We start from the raw sequence: 26,783 nt of genomic DNA on the forward strand, positions 1-26,783 counted from the left end.
CCTTGTACTAGCGCTTTCCGTTCACTCTGAAAATATGCGAACTTCTGACTCAGGACACTAGCAATTCACCTTTGTCTGCGGGAGGCATCATGGTCTCTATTCAACCCAACTCGTTTATTCCGGCCAGCTCGCCCCAGCCCAGCGATAGCCAGCAGCAACTGGCTTCCGGTAAGCGCATCAACAGTGCTGCCGATGACGCCGCAGGCTTGGCCATTGCCACCCGCCTCACGTCCAACATTAATGCCAACCAACAGGCACAACGCAACGCCGTCGATGCGCAATCACTGATTCAAACCGAGGACGGTGCTTTAGCAGGCATTAGTGACGGCGTGCAGCGTTTGCAAGAGCTTGCATTGCAACAGGGCAACGGCATCTTAAACGAGTCTGACCGCGAGGCATTGGCAGCCGAGGCCGATCAAATACGTTCCCAAATTAGCGATACCCTGAGTCAAACCCAGTTTAATGGCCGCGACCTCTTTCAGCGCCAGAATCAAAACCAAGAAAGCCCTCAAGACTTGCGCTTTCAGCTAGGCAGCGGCGAAGACGATGCCATCACCCTGAGCGCCAATACCTTAGCCAGTGAAGTCGAAGAAACTTTGGCAGGTTTGGATTTTACCAGCCCCGACAGCGCCGCCGATCTCAGCAGCCTAAACGAACTGCAGCAAAGCTTGGGCGCCCGACGCAGCGAGTTGGGCGCCGTTAGCAACCGCATCGACGCCAGCCTAGATAACCTGAGTCAGCAAAATGAAACCAGCCAAGCTGCGCGCAGCCGCATTGAAGATGCAGATTTAGCCCAATCGGTATCTGAACGGTTAAAAGACCAGATCTTGCAGCAGGCGCAAATTAGCAGCCAGGCTCAGGCCAACGCTTCCTCCGAACAAGTGCTTAGGCTGCTCGATTAGCCCACCTTTGTTGTTCTAAACGCTGTTGCTCCACACGCTGTAGCTGCCAAGCACACCAGGCGGTGATGGCTAACACCAGCCAAGAGGCCATCACCACGCCAGACCAGCCAAATTGGCGCCAAAATGGGTCCAGATAATAACCACCGGTGCTGGCCCCTAGGTAATAACAGACTAAATAAACCGACGATGCCGTCGCCGGCGTATGCTCGGCTTGCCGGCTCACCCAACCACTGGCATTGGCATGGGCAATAAAGAACCCCAACGTATTGATTAAAAAGCCAATCACAATCACCCACAGTGATTCTGCCAGGGTCACTAAAGACCCCAGCATCAGCAGCACTATGCCGAGTAGCATGACTTGAGGAGGCGTTAAGCGCCGGAACCAGCGCCCGCTCCAGGCCGCCCCCAAGGTGCCAGACAAGTAAGTTAAAAACAGCATGCCCAATGCTGAGGGTGCCAGCGCATAAGGCTCCTTCGATAGCCGAAACGTGGCGTAACTGAACTGATTCACAAACACGAAAAAGTTAAGGCCGCCAATGATATAGGCCCAGCGCAAGGTTGGATTGCCCAAATGCGAGGCAATGTTGGCGGCCACGGCCTTTGGCCTTGGCAAGCGACGCGGGCCATTAACCGCGGGAGAGGCTGGCAACAACACCATAACGGGAATCAACAACAACACACTGAGCGCCGCCATCATTAAAAATGACTGGCTGAGGGTAAAATGCTCAATCAAAAAACCGCCGATCAAGCGCCCACCAATCCCCCCCAGAGAGTTGGCGCTGATGTAAACGCCCACCGCGGTGCGAAACTCGCCCGCCGCCAGCTGCTCGCGCAGGTAGGCCAAGGCTATGGCCGGCAGCCCGGCGAGAAAAACTCCTTGCAATGCCCGCCATACCAGCAAACTGTGCAAATCATCGACCCAAGCCAGGGCCAGCGTGCAACTCACGGCTGCCACCGTCGATGCCATCATCAAGCGTTTACGGCCGAACACATCTGACAAAGGCCCGAAAATTAATAGCGACAGTGCCAGTGTTGCCGTGGCAAAGGTAAAACTCTGACCTGCCAGCAAAGGCGTCACCCCAAAGTGCTTCACCATGTAAGGCAGCATCGGCTGCGTGATGTAGAGGTTGGTAAACACCACAAAGGAGCCTAGCCCCAAGGCTAGGGTTAGCGGCCAGAAAGAGGACGAGCGAGCGAGCGATGAAGAAGCGGCCATGGCAATAACGTGCAGTAAAAAATCAGGCCGCCAGCTTAGCAACTCAGCTAAAATCAGTTAAATATATATTAGTTAGACAAACTATAAGAGTCTGTTATGGATCTTCGCACCCTGCGCTACTTTCGCACCATTGCCGACCTCGGCAGCTACACCCGCGCCGCTGAGCAGCTTCACATTGCCCAACCCGCTCTCAGCATGGCGATGCGCAAGCTCGAAGCCGAGCTGGAACTGACCTTGTTGCAGCGCCGTGATAAGCGCATCCAACTCACCGACGAAGGGCGGCGTCTGTATCACCACGCACAGCGACTGTTGCAGGCCAGCGACGAAGCGCTGATTGAAATGGCGGAACTCAAAGGTCTGCAACAGGGAGAAGTGCGCGTCGGTGTTTCCAGCATGCTGGGGTCGTATTATTTTCCCCCCATCTTTATGGCCTTTCGCCATCGCTACCCGCAACTCACCCTCTCTGTGATCGATGCCGGTACCGACCGCTTACGGCAGCTGCTGCTCAATGGCGAGTTGGATTTGGCCGTGATCGTCGATGAAAACTGTCCGCCAGAGCTGCATGCCGAGCGCTTTTTAAGTGAGCAAATGCTGGTCACCTGCGCCCAAGATCATCCATTTGCCGCCCAGTCTCAGATCAGTGCCGATGCTTTTTTTGCCGAGGACTTGTTGCTGTTTAAAGAGGGTTTTTTTCATCGCAAAGTGGTTGAACGCATGGCTAAGGACGGCGGCTTTCAGCCTCGCATCAGCATAGAGACCAACCTCATCACCCTGATTAAAACCATGGTGCGCCAAGGATTTGGTGTGTCGACCCTACTGCCCATGGTGATTGATGACAACGACGGCCTGATTACTCGCCCTTTTGCCGACCCAGTATGGCTGCACCTTTCGCTGGCCTGGCGTAAGGACGGCTACTTATCCCACGCCAACCGCACCTTTGCCGAGTTCCTGCTGAACCGCTAACAACAAACTGTTCCGACGGGCAGGGCTTCCCAAAGCGCCGCAATTAACGATAATGATTATCGTTTAAAGGAGATCTTATGGCTGCTAACTCTATCATTGCCCAAACCCAAAACACCCGCTTTCAACCGCTCACCGTGCTGGCGAACCAGTCACTGAGCCCGAGCATGCGTCGTCTGACGTTGCGAGGTGACGTGTTGGCAAACTGGCCCGACAATAGCGATGGCGGCTATTTCAAGTTGTGCTTTGAGCATGATGGTCAGCCCTTGCAGCGCCAGCCAGACGAAGGGCAACGGCCGCTGATGCGCACCTACACCATTCGCCACCTGGACACAGCTCAGCAACAACTGCAGGTCGACGTCATGCTACACGGTGACCAAGACCACAGCGGGCCCGCCAGCCGCTGGGCAGCCAAGGCGCAGCCTGGTAGCCACATTATGATCGCAGGCCCCGGGCCGGCCAAATCACCCGCTCCGGCTCAGCATTATTTGTTGGTCGGCGATATGACCGCCCTGCCGGCCATCAGCGCGCACTTGGAAAACTTGCCCGCTGACGCTCGCGGTGATGCCGTGATTGCTGTGCCAGACAGTGGCGATCAACTGGCGTTGCAACGTCCGTCAGGAGTGAACATTCATTGGTTAACAGGTCCGCAGCCAGATTTGCTCGCGAAGGTTAAGACGCTCTCCCTACCGGCAGATTTGGCCGTGTGGGTGGCGTGTGAGTTTGATCAGATGCGCGCAATGCGCCAGTTTGTGCGCCAACAATTACAACTGCCCAGGCAGCAAACGTATCTCAGCAGTTATTGGAAAGCGGGTCGCAGTGAAGACGAGCACAAGGTGTTAAAGCAGAAGGATCAGGCCCATGAAGGCTGAATAAAAAAGCTGAATAGAAAAGGCTGAATAGAAAACGCTAAAAAGAAGAAAAAGGCCACGATAAAGGCAGCGCTGCGCTCGCCCTTACCGTGGCAAAGAGGGATTTTTTACATCGGGCGATAGCGGTTGGTAATGACCTCGATTTCCACTTCAAGTACATCATCCAAGCGCTCAAGGCGCTGTTTTTCTGCCCACATATCCGTGTCTTGTGGATAGCTCAACATCAAGGATGACTGGCCGAATCGCGTGACGTTGGCGCGGTTATCTAGATACGCATCGATATCGCCTTGCGTGCGCACCAGCAGCGTATTACCAATCACGCCCTCTTCACCGCGCTGGCGTTCCAAGACCTTGGTGCCCGGCACCAACACGGGTTGGGGACGCTTGCCCGATCGGGCGCTGCGTGCTGTCGAGTTATTTTGCTCACTTGCCTGCTCTGGCAGTTCAAACACCCAGCCATTGCTTTCAATTTCTACCGCCATGACTGAGGTGCTGAATAGCCATGCCGCGGCCAATAACATCGTCTTTTTCATCGTATTCCCCTCAATGACCGTAAATATTAATGGCGGCTTCAGTAAAGCTGCCTTGTGATGCTGGGTTAGCGGTACGAATCACCTCATTATAAGTTCTGCCCGTCGCAGCATCTAACAAAGTCGCCTGAAAGCGGAATTCACCACTATTCGTATCCACTAATTTAACTGTCCAAGTACCCTGTGCCGGCTCACCATAGAAGGCATTACTCAGCAAAACAGTGTCATTAAAATCGTGAGGGATAACAGCATTAGTTCTGCGATCGCGTATTGGGTTTTCGCGCTGGTCAGCCACCAGCATGCTGCGTGGCTGCAATACCATGGCCTCGGTACCACTGGGTGAGCGCACAATCACGGCTAAGTCGGCATCACGCCCATGAATGGCGGAGAACTTCAATTGAATCGCTTCCACCGTAATGTCGTCATGAATCACGACGGTTTTTTCCGCCCCCACAGCGCTGCCGTCGGGAATCGGGTCGGGGTTAATATCTGCACTATCAACAAAGCCAGTTTCTTGATAAGGCGGCAGCAGTTGGTAATTGGCGGAGCTTGCCAGCTCAACAGCAGCATGTGCATCGACCATGCCGAAGCCATACCAGTTATGGAACCAATGACCAGCGGCATTTTGCACCCAACCCGGCTCAGCGGTGAACAGACTACCGTTACCCAAATCGACCTCTACCGGTGCAAAATCGTCATCAATTTTACGCGCGGTCATGGCCATAATGTGTCGCACATCACGCCAGGTCAGCAAATCATTGGCTTCAAAAATCAATGCCGCCACACCGGATGTTACCGGAGCTGCAGATGAGGTGCCGTTAAAGTTTGACGTGTAATCACAGTTACTGTTTGCCGCGACTGGCTGGCCATTAAAGCCTTGTTGGCGTGAATAACCATGATCACAAGTTGTCAGATCCGTGGTGATCATCGCCGGGTATAGGTCGCCATGTTCACCGCCTGGTGCTGACACCCAAATGGACGAACCGACTGATGAATAGGACGATAATGGCGTATCTGCATCAGCGGCTAACGCAGAAACAACGGTGTAATAAAAGGTCGAGTTATCGCCTGTGTTGTTGGCGATATGGTCCGCTAAATCTGGGTTCAAACCAGTGATCCAAACTGCAGTGCGCCCTGCAAACTGATAGCCACCCACCTTAATGCCTTTAAACGAGTTGCCCGCCGACTTAATGTAAGCCACACCACGACCACCGTTATTGTTGGTGGTCTTATCGCGGCGGAAATCATCAAACCAGCTGCTAGGCCCTCGGCCTGGTTGAATACCATCACTGCCATAGCTCATATTGATCACCAGAGCATCATCCGAGCGCGGACCGCCAGGAGAAGCAGCCGTAGGCGTACCGCCGTGGGACCTAAACCAGGCGTAATTACTTTGGTTCTCTAAGAAGTTAAAGCCTAATAGCTCGGCATACGGCGCTACACCACGACCACCGATACCGTTAAAGCCACGCGCAGCAATCAACCCCGCTACCGATGTGCCGTGATCGCCGCCAGCAGGATTCCATGGATCCATAGCAGGAGTTGGATCAGTATCACCGTTCACAAAGTCGTAGGATCTATTCGCTACGACATTATCACGCAAATCGGGATGGTTTATCTCTAGGCCAGTGTCGACAACCGCTACACGTATATTTTCACCCAGCAAACCTAAACGGTGAACAGGTTCAACATTAATATCGTGCCCAGCAGTGCCCGCATTTCGGGCATAGGCACTTTGACCTGTATTCTTTAAATGCCACTGTTGTGCATAGAGCGGATCATCACCGTTAGGTAGTTGGTTCAACTCCTGAACATTGACCGTCAAATCGACTTGATCTGTCAGCGCACCATCGCTGACTTGCACACGCAAACGATCCTCACCAGCGCTGTCTTTGGCTGCGTGATAAACCAAAACATTCTCTTCAAACTGGACTTGACCAAGATTGCCCCCACTTATCACAGCGTATTGCAGCTGATCCTTATCCACATCCTTCGCGACAAGACTAATGCGAATAGCCTGATCGGCACTGACTTCATAGCTCTGTGTCGACATATTGAATACGGGTGCATCATTGACAGGCGTTACTTGAACAACCACGTTCAGAGTCTTGTCAGAGTAACCTGATGATCCAACTTTAATGCTTAGTATTTCAGTGCCATTAAAGTTGGCTTCTGGTTGATAGGTCAGCTGGCCACTTTCCGTTAACGTGGCTGCACCATGGCTGGCATTCGTTAACAACTCATAGCTTAATGACGGTACATTGTTGCCCTGGGGCTGCAGCTGCGCATTGAGTTCTGTGTCTTCTGCCACAGACAATGGCTGGAACTGAATATCCGGTAGTGTGGCCGCCTCAATCGACACCGTTACCACCATATCAGCTGTCACCGTGCCATCGCTCACGCGCAGGCTAAAGCGATCATCGCCCGTGGCGTTCTGGTTAGCCTGGTATTGCCAATCCATGCTATTAGGCTGCAGTGTTAGAGTGCCTTTTTGCGGTGCTTCACCTTGGCTTAAGGTTAAAGCATCGCCATCAACATCTTCTGCTTCCAGCGTGCGCGTTACTTGCTCGCCCGCCAGCATGTTTAACTGCAGCTGTGCAACATCCAACTGTGGCGCATCATTGACAGAATCGACAGTAATGCTCAACCATTCACGGATGGTTTGATCACCATCGCTGACTTCAATATGCAGCTGCTCTTCGCCGTTAAAGTTCGCCTTGGGTTGATAGGTCAAACGACCTTGCGCTGTCAGGTTCACCGACTCGGCATTGCCGCCTTGAGTCAGCAAGCGAAAACGCACTTTATCTTCCTGCCCACCTTGGCTTTGCAACTGTGCCTGCAGCGATTCATCTTCCGCCACGTTCAGGCGGGTAGACACCAGCTCCAGCGGCAAGCTTTCGACTTCAGCTTCCTGCACTGTGACAGCAATGGTGTGCTCAAGCTGGTCGCTGCCATCGCTCACCACCAGGGTCAGCGTTTCTTGGCCAGCTTTATCACCCGCGGTATACACCAGCTGATTGCGCTCCATCACCGCCGTGCCCAATTGGGCCGGTGCTTTTAGCGCAAAGGTCAAATCGCTTTTTTCCACATCAACGGCGGTAAACGTCATTCGGCTAACGCGACCGGCTTCGAGCTCTAACGCGGATTTAGGACTCACCAGACGCGGTACATCGTTTACCGGCTTGATATTGACGTTAATGCGTTGTTGTACAACTTGGCCATCAACGCGCGCAGCCAAAATAAAATGATCTTTACCGAAGAAGTTTTCCTCCGGTGTGTACTGCCACTGCTCGTCAACAATACCGGCTCGGCCGTTGCGCGGTGCACGCAACATAACGAATGAGCGTGCGGTATAACCACTGCGATCCAAGTTAACCCGAATAGCGCTGTCTTCGTTGGCTTCGGCATTAATGGCCGTTAAACGTGGCTCGGGCTTAGGTTCCGGCTCTGGCTCTGGCTCTGGCTCTGGCTCTGGCTCTGGCTCTGGCTCTGGCTTCGGCTCTGGCTCTGGCTCTGGCTTCGGCTCTGGCTCTGGCTTAGGTTCTGGCTTAGGTTCTGGCTTAGGTTCTGGCTTAGGTTCTGGCTTAGGTTCTGGCTTAGGTTCTGGCTTAGGTTCTGGCTTAGGTTCTGGTTCCGGCTCTGGCTGAGGAACAGGCTCGGGCTCAGGCATGGGAATCGGTGTAATCGGAGTTTGCAGCTCGATGGTAATGGCGGATTCAATTTCCGTCTGTCCATCGGAAATCGCGATGATAATAACGTCGTTGCCGGTTGAATCGGCATTCGGCTGGTACTGCAGTTGGCCGTCTTCGCTGAGCGACGCAGTGCCTTTACCCGGGCCTTGTACAATGCGGAAAGTCAGCGAATCGCCATCTGGGTCTTCAGCTGGCAGCTGCAAAGATAAGTCTTGGTCCAATGCCGTTGACCAATCATTGGTTAACAGCCTAGGAGGACGGTTATTGCCATTACCGCCAGTCACGGGAGTGGGCTCGACCCCTTCACCGGTTCCCGGTGTGCGACCTTCACCACCGTCACTACTTCCACCACCACACGCACTGAGCATGGCGGCACTGACCGCGACTGCAATCAACTTATGCATTTACAACTCCGACTTATCTGGACAATGGCGCGCTATTATTAGGATTGCGCGCCCCTTGCCCAGCGCCGATGTTTCAAACTGTGACCAGCTTCAATCAATTGTAATGCTGAGTAACAAGTGTGAGAACTTGGTAAAAAACATGGTTATTTAAAGCCAGTTTTATCAACACTCCCTCGCCGAGCATTCATCCAATCACCACCCAGCATGCACCGAACAATCTTCGAAATATAAAACCAAAACCGAGCTTTATTTCTCTGTTTGTCATACCCTCTTGGCCGCTAATTGGCCCGCCTTCGGCGTTGCTCGCACAGGCTTCTGCGATGAACGATCTGGTCGCCCCTCACACCGTGCAACCGTGGAAATAATCACTCGTTAAAAATAATAAAATAATCCGAGAAAAAATCAGAATAATTCGGACAAAAACTTATTAAAAAATGAAAACACAGGCCATTACAAAATTTCCGCACACAATTAGAAATGTGGCCAAAAATGTCTGCTATGTTCGGTCATACCCAGTCAAAGGAGCTTGCTTGACTGGGTGGTTATAGAGTCAGTTCTCAGTTTGTGACAATGCCTACCCGCATTGTTTTGGTACGACGATTCCAACTTCATACACTGACAACGGCCCAGCTCAAAAGGCTGGTTAACTTAATCGAACCGAATAAAGGAGGCCAACATGACGGTAAGATCCCGCCAGTGGCTATCACCTGCGAGCGCCTTGGGCGCACTGTTTATTTCTGCCCTTATGCCTGCTCAGAGCCTGGCCCATGGCTACATTTCTGAACCACCTTCCCGCAGCAAACTGTGCGCCACTGGTGATAACAACCAGTGTGGTGCCATCCAATGGGAGCCGCAAAGTGTCGAAGGCCCGGATCGCTATCCGCAATCCGGCCCAGCCGATGGCAAAATTGCCAGTGGTGGCAACGCCGGTTTTGCCCCACTGGATGTGCAAACCAGCAGCCGCTGGAGTAAAACCGCAGTGGCCGGTGGTCCTATCGAAATTGAATGGACGTTTACCGCGCCTCACGTTAGCCGAGATTTTCGTTATTTCATCACCAAACCAGGCTGGAACCCTAACGAGCCGCTGACGCGCAACAGCTTTAGCAGCGATCCGTTTTGCACCCATGATGGCAAGCAACAACAACCAGCGAACCCGCTGCGTCATAACTGTTATTTGCCCGCCAACCTGAGCGGCTATCACGTTTTACTGGGCGTTTGGGACGTGGGCGACACCGTCAACTCGTTCTACCAGGTGGTTGATCTGACCATTGCCGGTGGCGATGCCCCCAAATGGACTGACATTGGCGATATCAACCCAGGTCGTCAGTTAATTGCTGGCGATACGGTCATCCTCCGTTTGTTCGATCAGCAACAGCAAGTGACGTCAATGAGCTGGACTTACGCAGGCGGCGACGATTGGACACAAGCCTTTGCCAGCTGGATCAACCAGCAACAGCAAGGCGTATTCGCTGGCGTATTAGATGCTCAAGGAAACATTACCCCCGTTGCCGGTAAAAATGACCTTTGGGTTGCGAGCGACAGTTCACTGCAGCGAGCAGAACTCAGCTTTGATTTAATTGACCGTGACCCTGTAAGTTTGTCATTAAATAACTTACAAAAAAGCTATCAACTTGACGGCAGTGCATTAGCACTCAACCTCGACATCACCAGCGAGCAGCCATTAAACCTGGACGTTAGCTTGTACCGCCAGCAGCAGTTGCTGAGCAGTAAAAAAGCCGAGCTAAATCAGCAATTAATGCTGCCTTTAAACGTGAACAATCCACTCCCCGGAGATTACCGCTTAGTGATCGCCGCCAGTAACGATCAAGGCGTGACGGAACAGTTCAGCTACGACTTTAACGTCACATTGAGCAACAGTGATTACGACTATGTGTACCCCAACCAACACGCGCAATACCGTGCCGGTGATCGCGTCTTGGCTGAGGACGGTCGTGTATATCAATGCAAACCGCATCCATACGCAGGTTGGTGCCGTATTTATCGCGCCGCCGACCCTGCCTATGCCCCTGGAGTTGGCCGTGCCTGGCAAGACGCCTGGGTACTGATTGGCCAATAGGCACTCACAAGGTGTCTAACAACACCCTGCCCAACCCGGGCGGGGTTTAACCCAAAGCCTCTGATATGCAGTGTTATCGAAGTGGGGTAGCTATCGATAAGGATCAACAAGCATGAAAAAAATAACTTGGATGAGTGGGATTTTTCTATCCGTTGTTTTAAACCAGGCCCAGGCCATCGACGAACCCACGCAATGGGTCAAGGTCGCCGAAGACAAGCCTTTTTCTGCCGACTACGACTGGCAATCGGGCTGGAACAACACGGGTTCCCATCAACTCACCATTGAGCGTGACGGCGCCAGCTTTCTAAAGCTGCACTTTGATCAGTTTCAACTGCCTGCGGGCATGACGCTGGTGGTCAGCAACCTGGATGGCAGCGAGCAATATCGCTACCCAGGTGGCACCGCCTCTGTTCGCACCCAAGCCACACACACAGATGCAAATGGCTTTGCGGCCATGTCGATCAGTGCCGACAGCGTAATCGTCAGCGTCGAAGGTACACCCTCCGGTAACAGCGATGCCGAAGTCAGCATCGATCAAATACAGCAAGGCTTTTCACCCGTAGAGCTCAGTCAGGGGCCAGATATGTCGATCATGTCGACCTGTGGTGCCATGGAGCGTCGAGACGTGATGTGTTGGTCTGATAGCCATCCACGCGAATTTGAGCGCTCAAGAGCCACGGCCAAATTGCTGTTTAATGGCGGCGTTTGCACCGCTTGGCGCGTTGGTAAAGAAAACCGAGTGATGACCAATAATCACTGCATTTCCTCGGCTAGCGAAGTTGCTAATGCCGAAGTTTGGTTTAATTATCAGCACACCAGTTGCAATGGCAACAGCCTGGCACCGGTCACTAAAGTAACGGGTAGTCAGCTATTGGCCACCGATTATCAACTCGACTTTACTTTATTTACTGTTAACAATTTTGAACAGTTGCAAGGATTTGGTTATTACGGTTTGGATGTGCGCGAACCGGTCGTGGGCGAAGGCATTTTCATCCCCCAACACGGAGCTGGCAATCCTAAGGAATTATCGATCGAATCCGATCGCAATAGCTCCGGCCAGTGTGAAATTGACGTCGCCGTTACCGGTGGACGTGGCAGCAACACAGACACCGGCTACTTGTGCGATACCATTGGTGGCAGTTCCGGCTCACCGGTTTTGGCCGATTCCAGCAATAAAGTCATTGCTTTGCACCACTTTGGCGGCTGCCCGAATCAAGGGGTTTTGATTGAGCGAATTTGGCCGAAAATCAGCGACTTTTTTGATGGCATCCCAGACAACGATAACGGCGATGGCGGCCAACAAGCACCTGTAGCCGATTTTACCGTGACCACCGCGCAATTGACGGCGAGCTTCAACAACCAAAGTCGCGACCCGGATGGCACCATCAGTGCTTATCAGTGGGACTTTGGCGATGGTAATGATGCCAGTAACGCCAGCCCTACTCACACCTACCGTGCGGCCGGAGATTACATGGTTACCCTCACCGTCACCGATAACGACGGTCTCACCGACACCACCAGCAAGACCGTTTCTGTGCAGACCGATGATGGCATCCCAGTTTTAAACCCAGGCGACGTTGTCACGGATTTATCCCTATCATCGGGTAATTGGTTGATGTACAAAATCGAGCTTCCGCGCAGCGCACGTGATCTGAGTGTGCGCATGTACGGTGGCTTTGGTGATGCCGATTTATACCTACGTGCAGCCCAGCAGCCAGATCGCAGCAACTACGACTGCCGCCCCTACAGCAGCGGTAATAGTGAAACCTGCTCTATCGCAGCACCTACCAGCACAACTTATTACGTTGGTATTCGCGCATTTCGTAGCTTTTCTGGCGTAAGCTTGGAAATGAATTACCAATAATCCCCCGCCAACGCCACCACCGCCGGCATCCTGTCGGCGGTTGTTCATTGCTTCTGGCCGGTGCTAGAGTAACTCTAAGGCGAGTAGCTCAGCATGGCTATTTTGCCAGCCATTGTTACCATTAATGACTAGGAGTAGTTCATGGCCAAGGTGGTCGTATTTATTGCAGACGGCAGTGAAGAAATTGAAACCCTGACCTGTATTGATGTGTTGCGCCGTGCTGGCATTGACACCACGGTGGCTGCCGCCAGTAGCCAAACCCAGATTACCGCAGCTCACGGTGTTAGGGTGCAGGCAGATTGCGTGGCAGCAGATTGCCAACAACAGCAATGGGATGCTGTGGTATTGCCAGGTGGTATGCCTGGTGCTGAAAATTTAAATAAGCATCCTGCCGTTAAAGACATTGTCATGCGCCAACATGAGCGTGAAGGCTGGATTGCTGCTATTTGTGCATCGCCAGCCGTGGTATTAGCCGATTACCAGTTACTCAATGGTCGTCGTGCGACGTGCTACCCAGGATTTGAAGAAAAATTATTGGAGTCTGCCACCATGTGCGTGACAGAACCTATCATTGTCGACGGGCACTTCATTACCAGCCGTGGGCCAGCTACCGCCATGGTGTTTGCATTGCGCGTTGTCGCTGCGGTGGCCGGTGATGAAAAAGCACATGGCATCGCTAAAGATTTACTACTAGTGTCCTGAGTCAGGAGTTCGTATATTTTCAGAGCGAATGGAAAGCGCTAGTACAAGGCGCTGTTCGCAGGAGATATCGGGATCTTTTCAAGGGCAGCAACGCCGTAATGGGGCTTTCCATTCGTTCCTTTGGGGCGCCCCTTCAAGCCCTCTGGCGTCGTTCTGCCGCTTGCCAATGGAACCACCATTGCCTGTAAGGCACGCCTCGCCAGAGAACTTGGATGGCCCGCTGAAAGCATGCGAACTTCAGACTCAGGACACGAGCATAGGGTGATTTTATGCAGTCAGGTTGCCGACCATGGTTAGTGAGATGGATTCCAGCACTGCTGATTATGTTGCTAAGTCAGGCTCACAGTGAAGACGCAGCACAACCTAGCGTCAGCATTGCCGTCGGCTCATGGCCGCCCTTTTTAAGCACGACCCAACAACACCAAGGCCATATCGCCCATCTTATTCATGGTGTATTTGCTAGCCAAGGATATAAAGTAGAGCTGCACTTTATGCCTTGGGCCCGCGCCTACCGGGAAGCAGCTGCTGGGCATCACGATGCCACTGCCATTTGGATGGATGAAGAAGAAAGGCATTTAGATTTTCACTACAGTGCACCCGTGATGGATGAAACCTTTGTATTATTTCACCGTCGGCAAACCCCAGTGCAATGGCAGCAATTCTCTGATCTAGCTGATTTATCCCTTGGAGGTGGCATCGCTTACAGCTATGGCCCAGCCTTCGATCAAGCCATTGAGCAAGGCGTCTTAACCCTACAACGCGTATCCACCACTGAACAGAATTTAAAACGCTTGGATGCAGGCTATATTGATGCCTTCCCAGAAGAAATCAGCGTTGGCTATTTTAACTTGCGCCAGCTCTCCGACCTTAAGCACTCGATAACCCACCACCCCAAGCCCATTTCAAAAAATCAGAGCTTTGTATTGTTTCCACGCACCCAAGAGCGCAGCAAGGTATTATTGCGACACTTCAACAACGGGCTAAAACAGCTGCGAGAAAACGGACGCTATCAGCAATATTTTGATGACTTTAACGCTGGCAAGTATGACCCTATGTATAACGACGTTTCTGAGCAGTTAAGTGATAAGTAATTGCGAGGAAATGGCTCTGCATCGACTAGCCCGCGATACAGAGCCCAGTTGATCAATCACCACCAGCCAACTGGCCACCCTTCGCTGCTGGTTGACGTTGAGCAATGTAACGGTCGATGCTGTTTTCTAGCAAAGCCATTGGCAAAGCGCCATTGCGCAGCATTTCATCGTGAAAATCAGCCAAGTCAAACTGTTCTCCTAATTGCTGCTGGGCACGCTCACGTAGCTCCAGAATTTTCATCATACCAACTTTATAAGCCGTCGCCTGACCTGGCATAACGATATAGCGCTCGATTTCTGACACCACATCGGACATGGCAGTGCCAGTATTGGCCGCCATATAATCAATGGCTTGCTCTCGCGTCCAGCGCTTAGCATGAATACCTGTATCCACCACTAAGCGCACGGCGCGAAACAATTCAGCCTGTAACCGTCCAACATTATCCAATGGTTGTTGCTGCAATCCCATTTCCCACGCTAGATATTCAGCATACAAAGCCCAACCTTCGGTAAAGGCAGTAAACGGAGAGGCACGGCGAATAAAGGGCAAACCTTCGGCCTCCATCGCTAAGGCAATTTGAAAATGATGTCCAGGCACGGCTTCATGGTAAGCCAACGTGCGCATACTATATTTAGGCGTGGCTTCAATGTCATATAAATTGGCAAAAAAACGCCCTGGCCGGCTGCCATCAATCGAAGGATGCATGTAATACGCACCCGGTGCCGTTTTCTCTTTGAACAATGGAATACGGCGCACTTCAACATCCGCCTTGGGAGTACGGCCGAACACGCCCGCTAGATTTGCCTCTGCTTCATCGATGATGCTGCGGTAATCCTGTAGAATTTTCTCTCGCCCAGCATCTGTGTCTGGATAATATTGGTCCGAACGCTCGGCCAAGGCTTTAATCGCCGTTGCAAAGTCGTCGCTTTGCGTGACCCCTTGTTGCTGCAAAATACGAATAATTTCAGCCTGAATTCGCGCAACCTCATTGAGACCAATGGCATGAATGCGGTCTGGGCTCAAATCGGTAGTAGTTTGGCGCCGCAGTTGATGGCGATAGTAGTCGTCGCCATTGGGGAGCTTCCAAACACCATCGTCCGTTGTCGTTTGTGGTCGCAAAGCGGTGAAGTAGTCGATCAAGCGCTGGTAAGCCGGATACACTTGCCCTTCAATTGCCGCCGCTGTTTGTGACAATAACGGCGCACGTTCGCTAACCGCCACTTCAGACTCAGCCAGTCGCTTTTCGAGAGAGGTGTATAAGATGTTTTCCGCCGGTGCAGCGGCAACAAACCCCTGCATTTCATCCAGCACCCGATCAACGACAAATCTCGGCGGCAGCACGCCGCGCCGCTCTCGCTCCCGTAAGCCTTGTAACAGCTGCTGGAACTGAGTATCCACCGCACTTAAGCGTGCTAAATAGTGCTCAACGGATTCAAGGTCGGTGATTTGGTGCTGTGAATCCATAAAGCTGGGGAACCAGTTCTGCACACCAAATAGCTGATTCACCGGATAGTCATGAAAACGAAAGCGATAGCCTTCGATTTCCTGATTCGCTAAATAAAGAGCGACAGCTTTCGATAAACGCTCCTGCTCCGACAGCTGTGCATCATCATATTGCAGCAGTACTTCACGCCCTTTAAGCACTCGCTGGTAAAACGCCTCATAACGCTCAGGGCTTAAGTCATTGAGTCGAGCATTATGGCCATCAATACCGACGGTTTCGAGAAAGCCCAACGAGGTCAGTTGCTGGGGTTGGGTAAGCGCCTCTTTCAATAGCTCTCGGTTTAGGTAGTTATTGAGATAGAACGGCTTCTCTGCATACCATTCGTGCGCTGCAAAACCAGTCGCTAATACCACTGCTGATAAACTAACAGCGCCAGTCCATTTTAATAGTCGCTTCATCGTGATGCGATCCCTTAATATCAAAAACCCAGCCATCATAAGACTGGCCTCTGCTATGCAGCAAGGACTCTTTGTTCCAGTTTTTGATACCCAAGGGACCTCGGAGCGATGATGGCTATGAACTTGGAATACTCTCGCACATCGTCTTTAGACTGGCATTATCGAGCACAGAAAATGAGGCAATGCGTACTTGATACTCTCCCAGCTTACCCGCCATGGCTGGTGGCAATGGCAACTGTACTTGTGCTCGATCACCCGGGAAAATACTGCTCAGATCAGACAGCCACTTGGTTTCACTGACAATGGCAATACCGGCGTCGTCGACTAACGATATTTCCAGGTGAACTTTGCTAATGGTGTGCTGGCTGTTGTTATCAATGGCCACCGATAATACCGGTACACGCTCGCCAGCAGTCACGCGAAAGCCGCTGATTTTCACTTGGTCATTGAGGGTGCCGGCCAAGTAGCGCTGCGCCTCTTGCTCATCCGACAGCTCGATTAATGCTTGAACTCCACCAATGCCAGCGTTAACTAGGCCACCCACGGCTGCCAGCAACAAAAACAATGTGCCCAACAAATAGCAAGTGGCAATCCACCAAACTGAGTTGCGCTTATAAACGACTTGAGGCTCTGACATGATTCTTCCTTGATATAGAAAAAGCGGCCGATTGGCCGCTTTTAGAAACTGCTCTGCCTTAGTGCAAAACGGTTATTAAGCTGCTGCCAGCTTAGGTGACTCACCGAAGCGGTTGTCTTCATCACGGCTATCTTGTACTAGGAAGACAATCAATACTAGGTTGGCAATTGGAACAAATGCCAACAGCACCCACCAGCCACTGCGATTAGTATCATGCAAGCGACGCACGCACACAGATAGACTTGGAATAAACAACAGTAACGAATAAGCGATAGAAATGTAGCCAGGCGAACCTACGGCAAAGTCAATTGCCACTGCGACAGCATAAAAAACGATGTAGAACAGGATAAACATCCAATATTCTTTACGACGAGCACGATCAGAGAAGTTAAAGTAGTTTTTTAACGCTTGGATATACCAGTTCATGGTTTTTCTCCGTATTTAATGGGCCAAAAAATGGCGCCAGGCATGCGTCCCTGCGCCAAGGTCAAGAAAAGTAAGCCTTTATCACGCCAAGTTCAAGCACCTTGGCGCAAAAAACCAACAGGGTGATGACTGCATCACAGTCACACTGTTAACGCCGTTGTAGGCCAATGTTGATGCATTCAACAGAATCCGCCGCAACAACGGTCAACTAATAGGTGTAGCTGGCACCCAGCATCAACCACCAAGCGCTGAAATCGTTGCTTTGCTGATACAACGCCAGGCTGCTGTCTATCTGCCAATGCTGCACCGGGCGCCACTGAGCCCCCAGCTGCGCGTGCCAAGCATGGTAGTCTCCCAAGCGCTGGTCACTGCTGCCGTATTGACGGGCATTAAAGACCTTGTCGTCGCTGTCCGCATCGCGGTAGAAAAACGCCGCTTGCTGTTGATACAGACGCGCCACGGGCAGCAGCGTGAGTTGCTGACTGATGGGTATATCCAGTGCCCAGTTCAGGGTATGGCTGGCGATGCCCCAATCATCATCAAAATAACGATAATTCAGCTGGCTGGTAATGCCGCTTTGCCACTGCCACACGTGCAAGGCCCCGATGCCACCACCGGTGCGGCTATCTGGGCGCTGTTCCGCCGCCAGCAGCCACTCACTGCGCTCTATTCTTTGGTTATTGTCCAAGTCAATGCCACGCACGATGGTTTGATAGTGATTGCTTAAATAGCCGATGTCATGATTTATATAAGCCGACAATGACACATGGGCTTTGTCTGACAGCACCTGATTCACGCCCAGCTCCGCATCCCACATCAGGTTATTGTCGATGTACTGGTCAGCGTAGCCATCACTGAACACATACGACTCGTTATAAATCACCGACACGCCGGCGCTATAAGAGCGATTTTTACGCCGATCCGCCCACCATAAGCGCGATGCACTGGCACTGGAGCTGGTGTAGTCTTCCTCTTTGGAATAACTAGCGCCCAGTGTGGTTTCATTGCGCTGCTCATCCCGCATCAGCAGTGACACGTTGATCGAACGGCGAATGTCTTCCAGCTCGACGTTGCGCTTTTTATAATCACCGTTAGGGTCGTAAGCCAAGATCAGTTTATCCGTTTGCTTATCCGCTTCAGCCACTTTTTGCTGGCGCGCTTCGGCGTCCTGCTGAGTCAGTACCGGCGTATTCGATTGCAGTGTCGGCGATGCGCCAGAAATAGCATCGTAACCCACGTCCATTTTTAAGTCATAATCGACCCCAAACGAATGCTTTACGCTGGCGACATGATCTTCAACCGTAACCCTGTCATCGCCCTCGGCGTAATACAAAGCATGGTACGACCACTCGCCTGCCCCCACCCACACGCTGTGCAGCAGCAGTAGCAGCACCAGTAACAACGTCAGGCCACGCGACAGATCACGCGACAGATCACGTGACCTCAGACGGCCAAAGCAGGTATTAATTGCAACCACAGCCACCTCCACCAATGCCCGTGCCACCGCGGGTATTTTCTTTCGATGAAAATACCTTTTGATTAAACTTGGCCACGCTGGGCAAGCGTCCAGCTGGTTTCATGGCCGGTTGTGCCAACACCGCTTTTTGCCAGGGTTTTACCGGCTCTATCCCCAATAATGGCTCGATTGCGGCCAACTCCGACGGCGCAGGCAAGGGTTTTACTTCCTCTAATTTGGCAACCGGTTTAAGTGGCTGAGTCTGCACGCTCTTTGCTGGCGATGATGCCTGCACGGGAGGTGTATAAAATACTTTTACCTCAGCCAAGCTCACACAGCTGCACACGCTCAACATAAAGGCCCACGCGGTTTTCACAGCGCTACTCCCAATTGCTGCACATCGGCACGAATCACGTCGTTAATGTGCGGCAAAGCCCCTAAGCGACGACCTTTGACTTCGCCATTAACGACGTAATACAAAGCCGGCATGCCCATGGGTGCAAAAGCACCGATCACCCGCCCGCTTGGGTCATTCACAATCGGGAACTCCAAGCCAAGGGAGGCCTGAAAATCTTTCGCCACTTGAACGTCCTCATCGACATCTACGCCAACAAACTGCACTTGTTTATTGTTTTTCAATTCATTAAACAAGGTATTAATCTCAGGCAACTCAATTCGACAAGAAACACACCACTGGGCAAAAAAGTCGACCACATACACCACATCCGGTTGATTAAAAAGCTCTGCTTGCATTTTTGCAGGCACACGCTCGCCCACCTCCAGCGCAGCGGCTGGCAAACTGCAGGCAAAGTTAAATAGCAAAGCTGTGATCCAATATTTCATAGGGACTCCTTATAAAAGATTTTGATTAATTAACCGTATCCGGCGCTGGCCGGAGTCTGCTATCAGCTCGGTAAAAATTTGTGCCAAATCATCGGCATTGGCAGCACTGCGCATTTGCTCACCAAAGCACTGGCGAAAATAATGGTCGTCCGTCATGACGCTGCTATCGATATCAAAACCGACAAACCATAAGTTAATACCCGCTTGTCGTGCTCGATCGCACAAACCGGCATCCACCAAGGCCGACATTTCACTGGCTTGGGTATCGCTGCCATCGGTAAGTAACACCAGGGTTTTGGCGCTGTTTTCGCGCGGTAGGTTTTCCAGCGTCCAGCGCCCCTGCCAGTTGGGCAGCAAAGTGCGTATGCCCCAAATCATCCCGGTCGCACTGCGCGTGCTGCTGCCATCCGCATCGGGCAGTTGGCGGATTTTTTGTTCAATCAACAAGCGATCTAACGTCGGCGGAAACAGCGGTGCAGAGGGGCAGTTAGGGCTTAAAAAATCCCCTCCGGTTTGTGGCGTCGCGCGCACATCCAACAGGCGGTCGTTATAAAAGGTTTGCGCTACCACACTGGCGGCATCGGTTACCGGGTCCTGTTCTGAAAAGGCGTCAATGCACAGTGTTTGCCCGTAGGAGCGCGGCAACCACAACGCACCATTCAACGACACGCCCTCATGGTAAGGCACCATGCCCACGGCGGCGCTCGCCGGTAGCGTATCCAACAAGTCCAATACCGTGCTTTGCAGCTGCGCCAAGCTGCTACCCACCCCGCCACCGGCAAGCGAGTTCCCCATCGAGCTGGACACATCCACCACCAGCGACAAATCCATATTGCCACCTTGATGCTGATACTCAGCCTGGGCGCGATAAGAAATGGTAAAAGGCTGCCAACGCCGAATTAAATCGTCGATAAAAAAAGCATCGAGCTCGCTGCTTGCCTGCACTTGTACATAATTCTCCGCCAGCTGATGTTGCAGCTGCGGCAGCGGGCCATCGGGAAAATAATAATGCGCTAATACTTGCAGCGTGGCATCGGCCTGGGTCAGCTGACCATCGCGCTGCACGCGCTGCGCCAACACCAGGCTGGCTTGGCGCGCCAGCTCGGCTAACTTCTGCCGTTGCTGCAACCATTGGCTAACGTCTGCGGCGCCTAAGCCCAAAGTGCACACCAGCGCCGTGCATAAGCAAAACATAATGGCGGCCTGTCCACGCTGCTGCTTCATCGCGCCACCGTTAAGCTGTTAGCACGCAATACCGGCACATCACGTTGGGGTAAAAAGCGTGCCACTAAAAAGCCAGGAATCGGGGCACACAAACTGACCGACCAGAAAATACTTTGGCCATCATCGGCGGCGCTCAGCTGTGCCAATTGTTGCAACTGCTCGCCCTGGCGCAGGGCTGAGCAATCATCACTATGCCACTGCTGCTGCTCGTCGCCGCTGCGACGCTCCACACTGAACGCGGGTGCGCTGTCGCCGGGCCATTGCTGCGCCAACCAATCATGCCAAATATCTGGTTCAGCCTGGCGGCTGGCTTCATCGGCAGACGCCAGCAAGGTGACCCAATCGTGGCTGAGTTGTTGTAGTCGTTGTTGCTGTTGCAGCCACAGCGATAAATCCGCCATTAGCCACCACAGCAGCAGGGCAAAGGGCAATAAAATCGCCAGCTCTATTTCCGCCACACCGCGCTGGCTGTTCATGGTCGTCCCTCCCACACCACATGACGGCTTAAGGTCAGAGAAAGGGTGCGACGAATCAGCAACGGAATGTGAAATTGCCAGCTCAGCTCAAAGCGATGCACAGTTTGCTCAGCATTAGTGTCATCGGCCAGCCAAGGCAAAGCTTGGCTACTGCGCTGAACATCGATGCGCTCTAGCGTGACTGCGCCTAACAGCGGCATTTGCTCAGCCCAAGCTTGCCAGCGGCGCTCAAGTTCTGCTGCGCTGACCACTGCCGTGGCCACCTGCGCCATGCGTGCACTGTCCGCCACGCCCTCAATCAGCAGGCTGCGAATCATTAATACCCGCCCCACCTCCAGACTGATGGTCAACACCAGCAGCATGAACGGCAACAACAGCATCAATCCGACGGCACCACTGCCTCGCTGCGACCTATACCCACACATCATGGCTGTTGCCCAGTTTGAAGCTGGCGAAAGTAGTTCAACTGGGTTTGTATCGCTGCTTCACTGACGCCGGCCTCGGCTAACCATTGCCGGGCTTGTTGCTCCTGACCAGCAAACACCAATGCCAATGCCGTCAGCTCGGCGACGGGTCGCGGGCACTGCTTGGGCACACTGCACAAGCGCTGCAGGCGCACGATGGCCAAGTGCGGTTGTTGCTGCAACAAAGCCAGTAGCGCCAGGTTGTAACTGTGTTGCCAGGCTTGGGGCTGCCAGCGTTGCAACTGGCTAAACAATGTTTGTGCTTGCTCTAGCCGGCCCTGCTGCAGCGCTAACCGTGCCTGCATGGCGGCGCAGTGCGACCAGCGCTCATCTAGGCCAATGTCGCTCAATGCCTGCGCGGCCGCTTGCCACTGTTGTTGATCCATCAGTTGCGCCGCTGAGGCACAGCGCTGGCCATACTTTGGCCAAGGCAGCTGTTGCAACAAGGCCTGCGCTTGTTGCGCCTCGCCATGACGGCGATACAACCAATAAAGCGCTTGGCGACTGCCAGCGTCGCCGTGGGCCGCCAGTGATTGACGATACAGGCCAATGGCCAAGCCCGCGTTGCCCTGCTGCTCGGCGCGCTGGGCCAAGCGAAATAGGCGCTGTTCATCCGCCAAAGGCGGGGTGGAAGCTGAGTTTGAAGATGTGCTTGAGGGCACAGCCGCACAGCCCGTCAGCAAGCAAAGAGCGAGCAGTGCCGATAAGCCAAGCCTTGCCCATGATCTTGTAAAAAGCGCCGCCTTCATGCACCGCCTCCCAGCTGGCGTAACAACATCACCAGTGCCGGGCCGGCCAATACCACCACCAGCGGCAAAATAATAAACAGCATTAACGGCAGCGCCATTTGCCCAGGTACCCGTGCCATGCGCTCTTCCACTTCCAGCAAATACAGGCTACGGCTGTGCTGACCCAACTCGCGCAAACCGGCCGCCAGCGGCGTGCCATAGTCATCGGCTTGGCTAATCAGCCAACTGAGCTGGCGAAAGTCCTCCAATGGAATGCGCTCCGCCAAGCGGGCAAAGGCTAAGCGCCGTGCACTCATCACCCGCAAGTCGTCATTTAAGTGCTGTAAGTGGCTGGCTAGGGCTGGCTGCAGGGCTTTGATCTCACGTGCCAAGCGCGGCAAGGCCTGATCCAGCGTGAGGCCTGCTTCCAAACACAAGGCTAATAACTGCATCAGCTCTGGTAATTGCGCGCGACTGTCGCGCAAAGTTTTTTGGGCGCGCTGGCGCAACACAACATCGGGCAACATCTGCCCAATCACCGCTGCCACTATCGCAAGTGAATACTCACTTACCTGACTCGTTTGCGGCCACAAAAGCCAGGCTGCCAGTACCGCCAAGATCGCTTTGGCACTCCAAAAAGCCGTGCCCAACCAGGGTTGAGTTAAGGCGGCGACTTGAGCATGGCGCTGCATGGCTGCAGGCAAAGGCAGCCACCAAGGCTTGGCCGAGCGACTGGAATTCAGGGGTCTTAGGCGTCGCAGCCAGCGCTGACGCCAGCCTTGCTGGACAGCCGCCAGGGCCGACAAAGCCAGGCCCAACGCCAACAGAGTGGTCGCCAGAGTCATCCACCGGCCCTCATCAGCAGCAGACGAATCGAGGCCAAACCAGCGCCAATGCTGATGGCGGCATAGGCCAGCATCGAGCGCCCCGTGTCGTCGTGCAGTAAAAACTGCACATGGCGCGGACTGAGCCAGAACAAGCCGATAAACATCAACAGCGGTATCGCCGCCACCACATTGGCGGCCATGCGCGGCTCACTGGTGAGGGTGTTGAGTTTTTGCTGGCTTTGACGCTGTTGTTTGAGCTGCTGGCTCTGACTGGCCAGCACCTGACTTAAGCGCCCGCCGGTTTCCATGTTGAGCGTCAGTGCCAGACAAAAGAAACGGTAACTGCGCAGCGGTAAGCGCTCGCCCGCTTGCTCCAGCACCTGTTCAACCGGATCGCCAATGCGCAGGCGTTGCAGCAGCCAGGTGAACTCCTGCTGCAGCGGCGCCGCCAGCTCCTCGTTGATGTGCAATAACGCTTGCTGCAGCCCCAGACCTGCAGCCGTGGCACGGGCTAATTGCTCCAGTGCTTGCGGCAGCTGGCGCTCACATTGCGCCAGCCAGCGACGCTGATAATAAGCGAACAGCCCCCAGCTCAATAGCAGCGCCAGTGGCAGCCACGCCCACATGAAGCCCAGTTGCTGGCGCCATAGCGACAAGCACAATGCCCCTGCCAGCAACACCAGCTGCGCCAACCACCACGCACGTTGGCACTGCTGCCACACCGCCGGTACTGGCAATAGCCCCAGGCGTTGTAAGCGCTGACGCCCATCACGGCGTGCCAGTAACGTTACTTCTGCGCTTTGCTCCGTTTGCTGAAGGCTGGCCAAGCGCCGACGCCAAGGGCGGCGACGCCATTCCAATAACGCCGCCAAACACAACAACAAAAGCCCTAGGGCAAGCAACCCACTGCTCATACCGCCCCTCCGCCGGTGCAACGCAATAACTCATCGGCCAAGCCCCAGGCCTGGGCGCGTTGCAGCAATTGCGGGCGCACGCCGCTGGCAACAAACTGGCCGCCACCCAGTTCATCCAGGGCTTCAAAGCGAAACAGCTCTTGCAGCTGAATGGTGTCGGCTTCCATGCCACACACTTCACTGATGCGGGTTACTCGGCGACGACCATCACGGCCGCGGTTCACCTGCACCACCAAGTCGAGAGCGCTGACCATTTGCCGGCGAATGGCCGCCAACGGAATGTTGTTCTGCGTCATCAGCAGTAAGTTTTCTAGCCGCGTCAGCGCATCGCTGGGGCTGTTGGCATGCAGCGTCGACATAGAGCCGTCGTGGCCGGTATTCATCGCCTGCATCATGTCGAAGGCTTCTAGTGAGCGAACTTCGCCCAACACAATGCGGTCCGGGCGCATGCGCAGCGCATTGATCAACAGCTCCTGCTGGCTAATGGCGGGCGTGCCCTCAGCGCTGGCCGGACGCGTTTCCAGTCGCACCACATGGGGCTGTTGCAGTGCCAGCTCGGCGGCATCTTCGATGGTGACAATGCGCTCGCCGGCGTCGATGTTGAGTGACAAAGCATTGAGCAACGAGGTTTTGCCGGCACCGGTACCGCCCGAAATTAAGATATTGGCACGGCTGCGAGTGGCAATGCGCAGCAACGTGGCCATATCGGCACTCATGGCGCCTAACTGCACCAAGCGCGCTAAATCAAAACCCTGGCGGTTAAATTTACGAATCGAAATCGTGGTGCCATCGAGGGCCAGAGGCGGAATAACGATATTGACCCGACTGCCATCCTCCAGGCGTGCATCCACCATGGGTTGGCTGTCATCAATGCGTCGCCCCACCGCCGCCGCAATGCGTCGCGCCACTTGGCGCACATGGGTTTCATCAAAGAAGGCCACCTCGGTCAACTGCAACTGGCCAAAGCGCTCGACATAGACCTGACCGGCGCCATTGACCAGCACATCGCTGACTTGCTCGTCGTCCAACAGTGGCTGCAGCGGGCCAAAGCCGAGCATATCGTCGAGCAAAATATCCGCCAGACGCTGCTGCTGCTGGCCACTGAGCGGCAGTTTCAGCTCCGTCGCCAACTGCGTGGATTCACTCAATAAATGCTGACGCAACGCCGGCCGTGCCAGCTGCAGCGCCGCGCTGGCATCTAAGCGCTCGAGCAGGGTTTCACGCACCTGCTTCATCGCCTGAGTGAGCGCCGCCGCAGGCTTGCTGGCTGAAGTTAGCGCTGGCTTCTCAGTTGGCGCCGCAGCAGACACCGATGCCACAGGTGCTTCTGCGGTAACGGGCGTTGTTATTGAAGGTGTTGTTGCAGGTGCTGCAGGTGCAGGACGACGACCGAACATTAGCTCGCAGCCCCCGCACGCTTGAAACCGTGCCTATTCAAACCAGGCAGCCACTTTGGCCGGCGCACGGGACTGCCCAGCCAGTCTTGTTGGGCGCGCTGCAAGCTGCGGGCAAAGCGTCCACCGCCAAGGCGTTGGCCTAACTCCTGTGTGCGTTGCAGACGCTTGTCATAAGCCAGCCAACTAACTTGCTGGTGGCTTAAGCCCGTATGTTTCAGCACTTCCTCTGGCAATAAGCTGCCGCGACCGTGAGCGCTGTTGATCAGCCAATGCACCTGGCCCTGACAGCCATTGGCCAACTCCAATATGCGCTGCATAGCACGCACTCCGGCAATGCTTGCCTCAGCCACCAACAGCACATCGTTGGCCTGCTGCCACCAGGGAATAATGTCGGCATCCTGCAGCTGATGGCTGGGCAAATCCCACAGCAGCGCACTGAACCAAGGCGCTAACTGCTGGCGCACATGCAGCAACTGCGCACTGGTCAGCCAAGCCTGTTGGCTTGCAGTTTTAAATAGGGTTAAGCGCTCGCTGATAGCCGTACCGGCGCGCTGCACTAACAGCTCATCGGCCTCTGCCTTGGCCGTCAGCAAATTGGCAAACCCTGGGTTGGCTTCTTGGCCTAAATACAAATCTAGGGCGCCGCCCATGGCATCAATATCGACCAGGCCTAAATGCATGCCCACCTGTTCGGCCAGGTTACGGCTTAATTGCGCAGCAATACTGCTGGCGCCCACGCCACCGCTGACACCACTCACCACAATTTGACGGGTATGCAACGCCGTCAATGCCGCCCCTTGATCGTCCGTTAACATTGCGGACACATGCTGGCGCAACTCGCTTTCCAGGCAAGGCAAAGGCACGTAATCGCCCACGCCCAACGCGGTTAGGCGTTTAAAAAATGCGACATCCTGGCGTTGCCCTAACGCCAATACCCGCGTGTGTGCCGCACAAACATCGGCCAGCGCCAGCAAAGCGTCGATGGCGGCTTGCTCCTGTTCAAAGGCCGACAAATCGAGAATTAATAACTGCGGCGAGGCTTCGAGCTGATAGCGCTGCTGGGCCTGGGTTAAATCTTGCTTTAAAACCTCAAACTGCAATTGTGGCCGCGCCACTAAGATGGCATCGAGCATCAATGCCGTGGCTTCGCTGTGCACATAGGCATGACAATGCTGCAT

The 26,783-nt window shown here is 53.8% G+C and carries 24 protein-coding genes; 7 read left to right on the top strand and 17 right to left on the bottom strand.

Features of this window, described 5'->3' with window-relative positions:
• The first annotated feature begins 89 nt into the window (after positions 1–89).
• Positions 90–902: a flagellin gene (locus tag IE090_RS09770; RefSeq protein ID WP_189388185.1), complete on the top strand. Its 813-nt coding sequence runs from the start codon at positions 90–92 to the stop codon at positions 900–902.
• On the opposite strand, the gene IE090_RS09775 is transcribed toward IE090_RS09770, so the two are convergent.
• Entirely contained in the window at positions 886–2,118 is a 1,233-nt protein-coding gene (locus IE090_RS09775) for an MFS transporter (protein ID WP_189388186.1), read from the bottom strand. The genes IE090_RS09770 and IE090_RS09775 overlap by 17 nt on opposite strands.
• 96 nt (positions 2,119–2,214) lie before the next feature.
• Between IE090_RS09775 and IE090_RS09780 the strand changes: the two genes are divergently transcribed.
• Together IE090_RS09780 and IE090_RS09785 are read left to right on the top strand one after the other, a co-directional pair.
• Positions 2,215–3,081, top strand: coding sequence for a LysR family transcriptional regulator (locus tag IE090_RS09780; RefSeq protein WP_189388187.1), 867 nt, complete (start codon positions 2,215–2,217; stop codon positions 3,079–3,081).
• 77 nt (positions 3,082–3,158) lie between these two features.
• A complete protein-coding gene (locus IE090_RS09785; protein ID WP_189388188.1) occupies positions 3,159–3,950 on the top strand; it encodes a siderophore-interacting protein in 792 nt (263 codons plus the stop codon).
• Positions 3,951–4,057: 107 nt separating this feature from the next.
• On the opposite strand, the gene IE090_RS09790 is transcribed toward IE090_RS09785, so the two are convergent.
• Positions 4,058–4,483, bottom strand: a complete 426-nt coding sequence (locus IE090_RS09790; protein ID WP_189388189.1) for a hypothetical protein — start codon at positions 4,481–4,483, stop codon at positions 4,058–4,060.
• A gap of 10 nt (positions 4,484–4,493) precedes the next feature.
• On the bottom strand, positions 4,494–8,576 hold the full coding sequence (locus IE090_RS09795) for a tandem-95 repeat protein (protein ID WP_189388190.1): 4,083 nt from the start codon (positions 8,574–8,576) through the stop codon (positions 4,494–4,496).
• Between the two features lie 676 nt (positions 8,577–9,252).
• On the opposite strand from IE090_RS09795, the gene gbpA reads away from it, so the two are divergent.
• The 4 genes from gbpA to IE090_RS09815 all read left to right on the top strand — a co-directional run bounded on the left by gbpA (position 9,253) and on the right by IE090_RS09815 (position 14,310).
• A complete protein-coding gene (gbpA, locus tag IE090_RS09800; RefSeq protein WP_189388191.1) occupies positions 9,253–10,653 on the top strand; it encodes an N-acetylglucosamine-binding protein GbpA in 1,401 nt (466 codons plus the stop codon).
• Positions 10,654–10,765: 112 nt separating this feature from the next.
• Entirely contained in the window at positions 10,766–12,517 is a 1,752-nt protein-coding gene (locus IE090_RS09805; RefSeq protein WP_189388192.1) for a PKD domain-containing protein, read from the top strand.
• A 141-nt stretch (positions 12,518–12,658) separates the two neighbouring features.
• A complete protein-coding gene (locus IE090_RS09810; RefSeq protein WP_189388193.1) occupies positions 12,659–13,219 on the top strand; it encodes a DJ-1 family glyoxalase III in 561 nt (186 codons plus the stop codon).
• A 323-nt stretch (positions 13,220–13,542) separates the two neighbouring features.
• Positions 13,543–14,310 carry a substrate-binding periplasmic protein gene (locus IE090_RS09815; RefSeq protein WP_189388194.1) on the top strand — a complete coding sequence of 256 codons (768 nt, stop codon included), beginning with the start codon at positions 13,543–13,545 and terminating at the stop codon, positions 14,308–14,310.
• Positions 14,311–14,362: 52 nt separating this feature from the next.
• On the opposite strand, the gene IE090_RS09820 is transcribed toward IE090_RS09815, so the two are convergent.
• From IE090_RS09820 to IE090_RS09885, 14 genes are all read right to left on the bottom strand, one after another.
• On the bottom strand, positions 14,363–16,213 hold the full coding sequence (locus IE090_RS09820) for a DUF885 domain-containing protein (RefSeq protein WP_189388195.1): 1,851 nt from the start codon (positions 16,211–16,213) through the stop codon (positions 14,363–14,365).
• A 115-nt stretch (positions 16,214–16,328) separates the two neighbouring features.
• A complete protein-coding gene (locus IE090_RS09825) occupies positions 16,329–16,850 on the bottom strand; it encodes a hypothetical protein (RefSeq protein ID WP_189388196.1) in 522 nt (173 codons plus the stop codon).
• A 75-nt stretch (positions 16,851–16,925) separates the two neighbouring features.
• Positions 16,926–17,276 carry a DUF805 domain-containing protein gene (locus IE090_RS09830; protein WP_189388197.1) on the bottom strand — a complete coding sequence of 117 codons (351 nt, stop codon included), beginning with the start codon at positions 17,274–17,276 and terminating at the stop codon, positions 16,926–16,928.
• Positions 17,277–17,484: 208 nt separating this feature from the next.
• On the bottom strand, positions 17,485–18,753 hold the full coding sequence (locus IE090_RS09835; protein ID WP_189388198.1) for a DUF3570 domain-containing protein: 1,269 nt from the start codon (positions 18,751–18,753) through the stop codon (positions 17,485–17,487).
• Positions 18,740–19,108, bottom strand: coding sequence for a DUF4266 domain-containing protein (locus IE090_RS09840; protein ID WP_189388199.1), 369 nt, complete (start codon positions 19,106–19,108; stop codon positions 18,740–18,742). Before IE090_RS09840 ends, IE090_RS09835 begins: the two co-directional genes overlap by 14 nt.
• Entirely contained in the window at positions 19,105–19,575 is a 471-nt protein-coding gene (locus IE090_RS09845) for a TlpA family protein disulfide reductase (protein WP_189388200.1), read from the bottom strand. The genes IE090_RS09840 and IE090_RS09845 overlap by 4 nt, the downstream gene beginning before the upstream one ends.
• A 9-nt stretch (positions 19,576–19,584) precedes the next feature.
• A complete protein-coding gene (locus tag IE090_RS09850) occupies positions 19,585–20,799 on the bottom strand; it encodes a TadE/TadG family type IV pilus assembly protein (RefSeq protein ID WP_189388201.1) in 1,215 nt (404 codons plus the stop codon).
• Positions 20,796–21,275, bottom strand: coding sequence for a TadE/TadG family type IV pilus assembly protein (locus tag IE090_RS09855; protein WP_189388202.1), 480 nt, complete (start codon positions 21,273–21,275; stop codon positions 20,796–20,798). Before IE090_RS09855 ends, IE090_RS09850 begins: the two co-directional genes overlap by 4 nt.
• Complete coding sequence (locus IE090_RS09860; RefSeq protein WP_189388203.1) at positions 21,272–21,703, bottom strand: TadE/TadG family type IV pilus assembly protein; 432 nt, start codon at positions 21,701–21,703, stop codon at positions 21,272–21,274. The genes IE090_RS09855 and IE090_RS09860 overlap by 4 nt, the downstream gene beginning before the upstream one ends.
• On the bottom strand, positions 21,700–22,488 hold the full coding sequence (locus tag IE090_RS09865; protein ID WP_189388204.1) for a hypothetical protein: 789 nt from the start codon (positions 22,486–22,488) through the stop codon (positions 21,700–21,702). Before IE090_RS09865 ends, IE090_RS09860 begins: the two co-directional genes overlap by 4 nt.
• Positions 22,485–23,312 (bottom strand): type II secretion system F family protein, encoded by an 828-nt coding sequence (locus IE090_RS09870; protein WP_189388205.1) that lies wholly within the window; start codon positions 23,310–23,312, stop codon positions 22,485–22,487. The genes IE090_RS09865 and IE090_RS09870 overlap by 4 nt, the downstream gene beginning before the upstream one ends.
• Complete coding sequence (locus IE090_RS09875) at positions 23,309–24,208, bottom strand: type II secretion system F family protein (protein WP_189388206.1); 900 nt, start codon at positions 24,206–24,208, stop codon at positions 23,309–23,311. Before IE090_RS09875 ends, IE090_RS09870 begins: the two co-directional genes overlap by 4 nt.
• Positions 24,205–25,527, bottom strand: a complete 1,323-nt coding sequence (locus IE090_RS09880; RefSeq protein ID WP_229815667.1) for a TadA family conjugal transfer-associated ATPase — start codon at positions 25,525–25,527, stop codon at positions 24,205–24,207. The genes IE090_RS09875 and IE090_RS09880 overlap by 4 nt, the downstream gene beginning before the upstream one ends.
• Before the next feature lie 77 nt (positions 25,528–25,604).
• Positions 25,605–26,783, bottom strand: coding sequence for a CpaE/TadZ family protein (locus IE090_RS09885; RefSeq protein ID WP_189388207.1), 1,179 nt, complete (start codon positions 26,781–26,783; stop codon positions 25,605–25,607).

It is taken from the genome of Bacterioplanes sanyensis (assembly GCF_014652515.1).
Taxonomy (GTDB): Bacteria; Pseudomonadota; Gammaproteobacteria; order Pseudomonadales; family Oceanobacteraceae; genus Bacterioplanes; species Bacterioplanes sanyensis.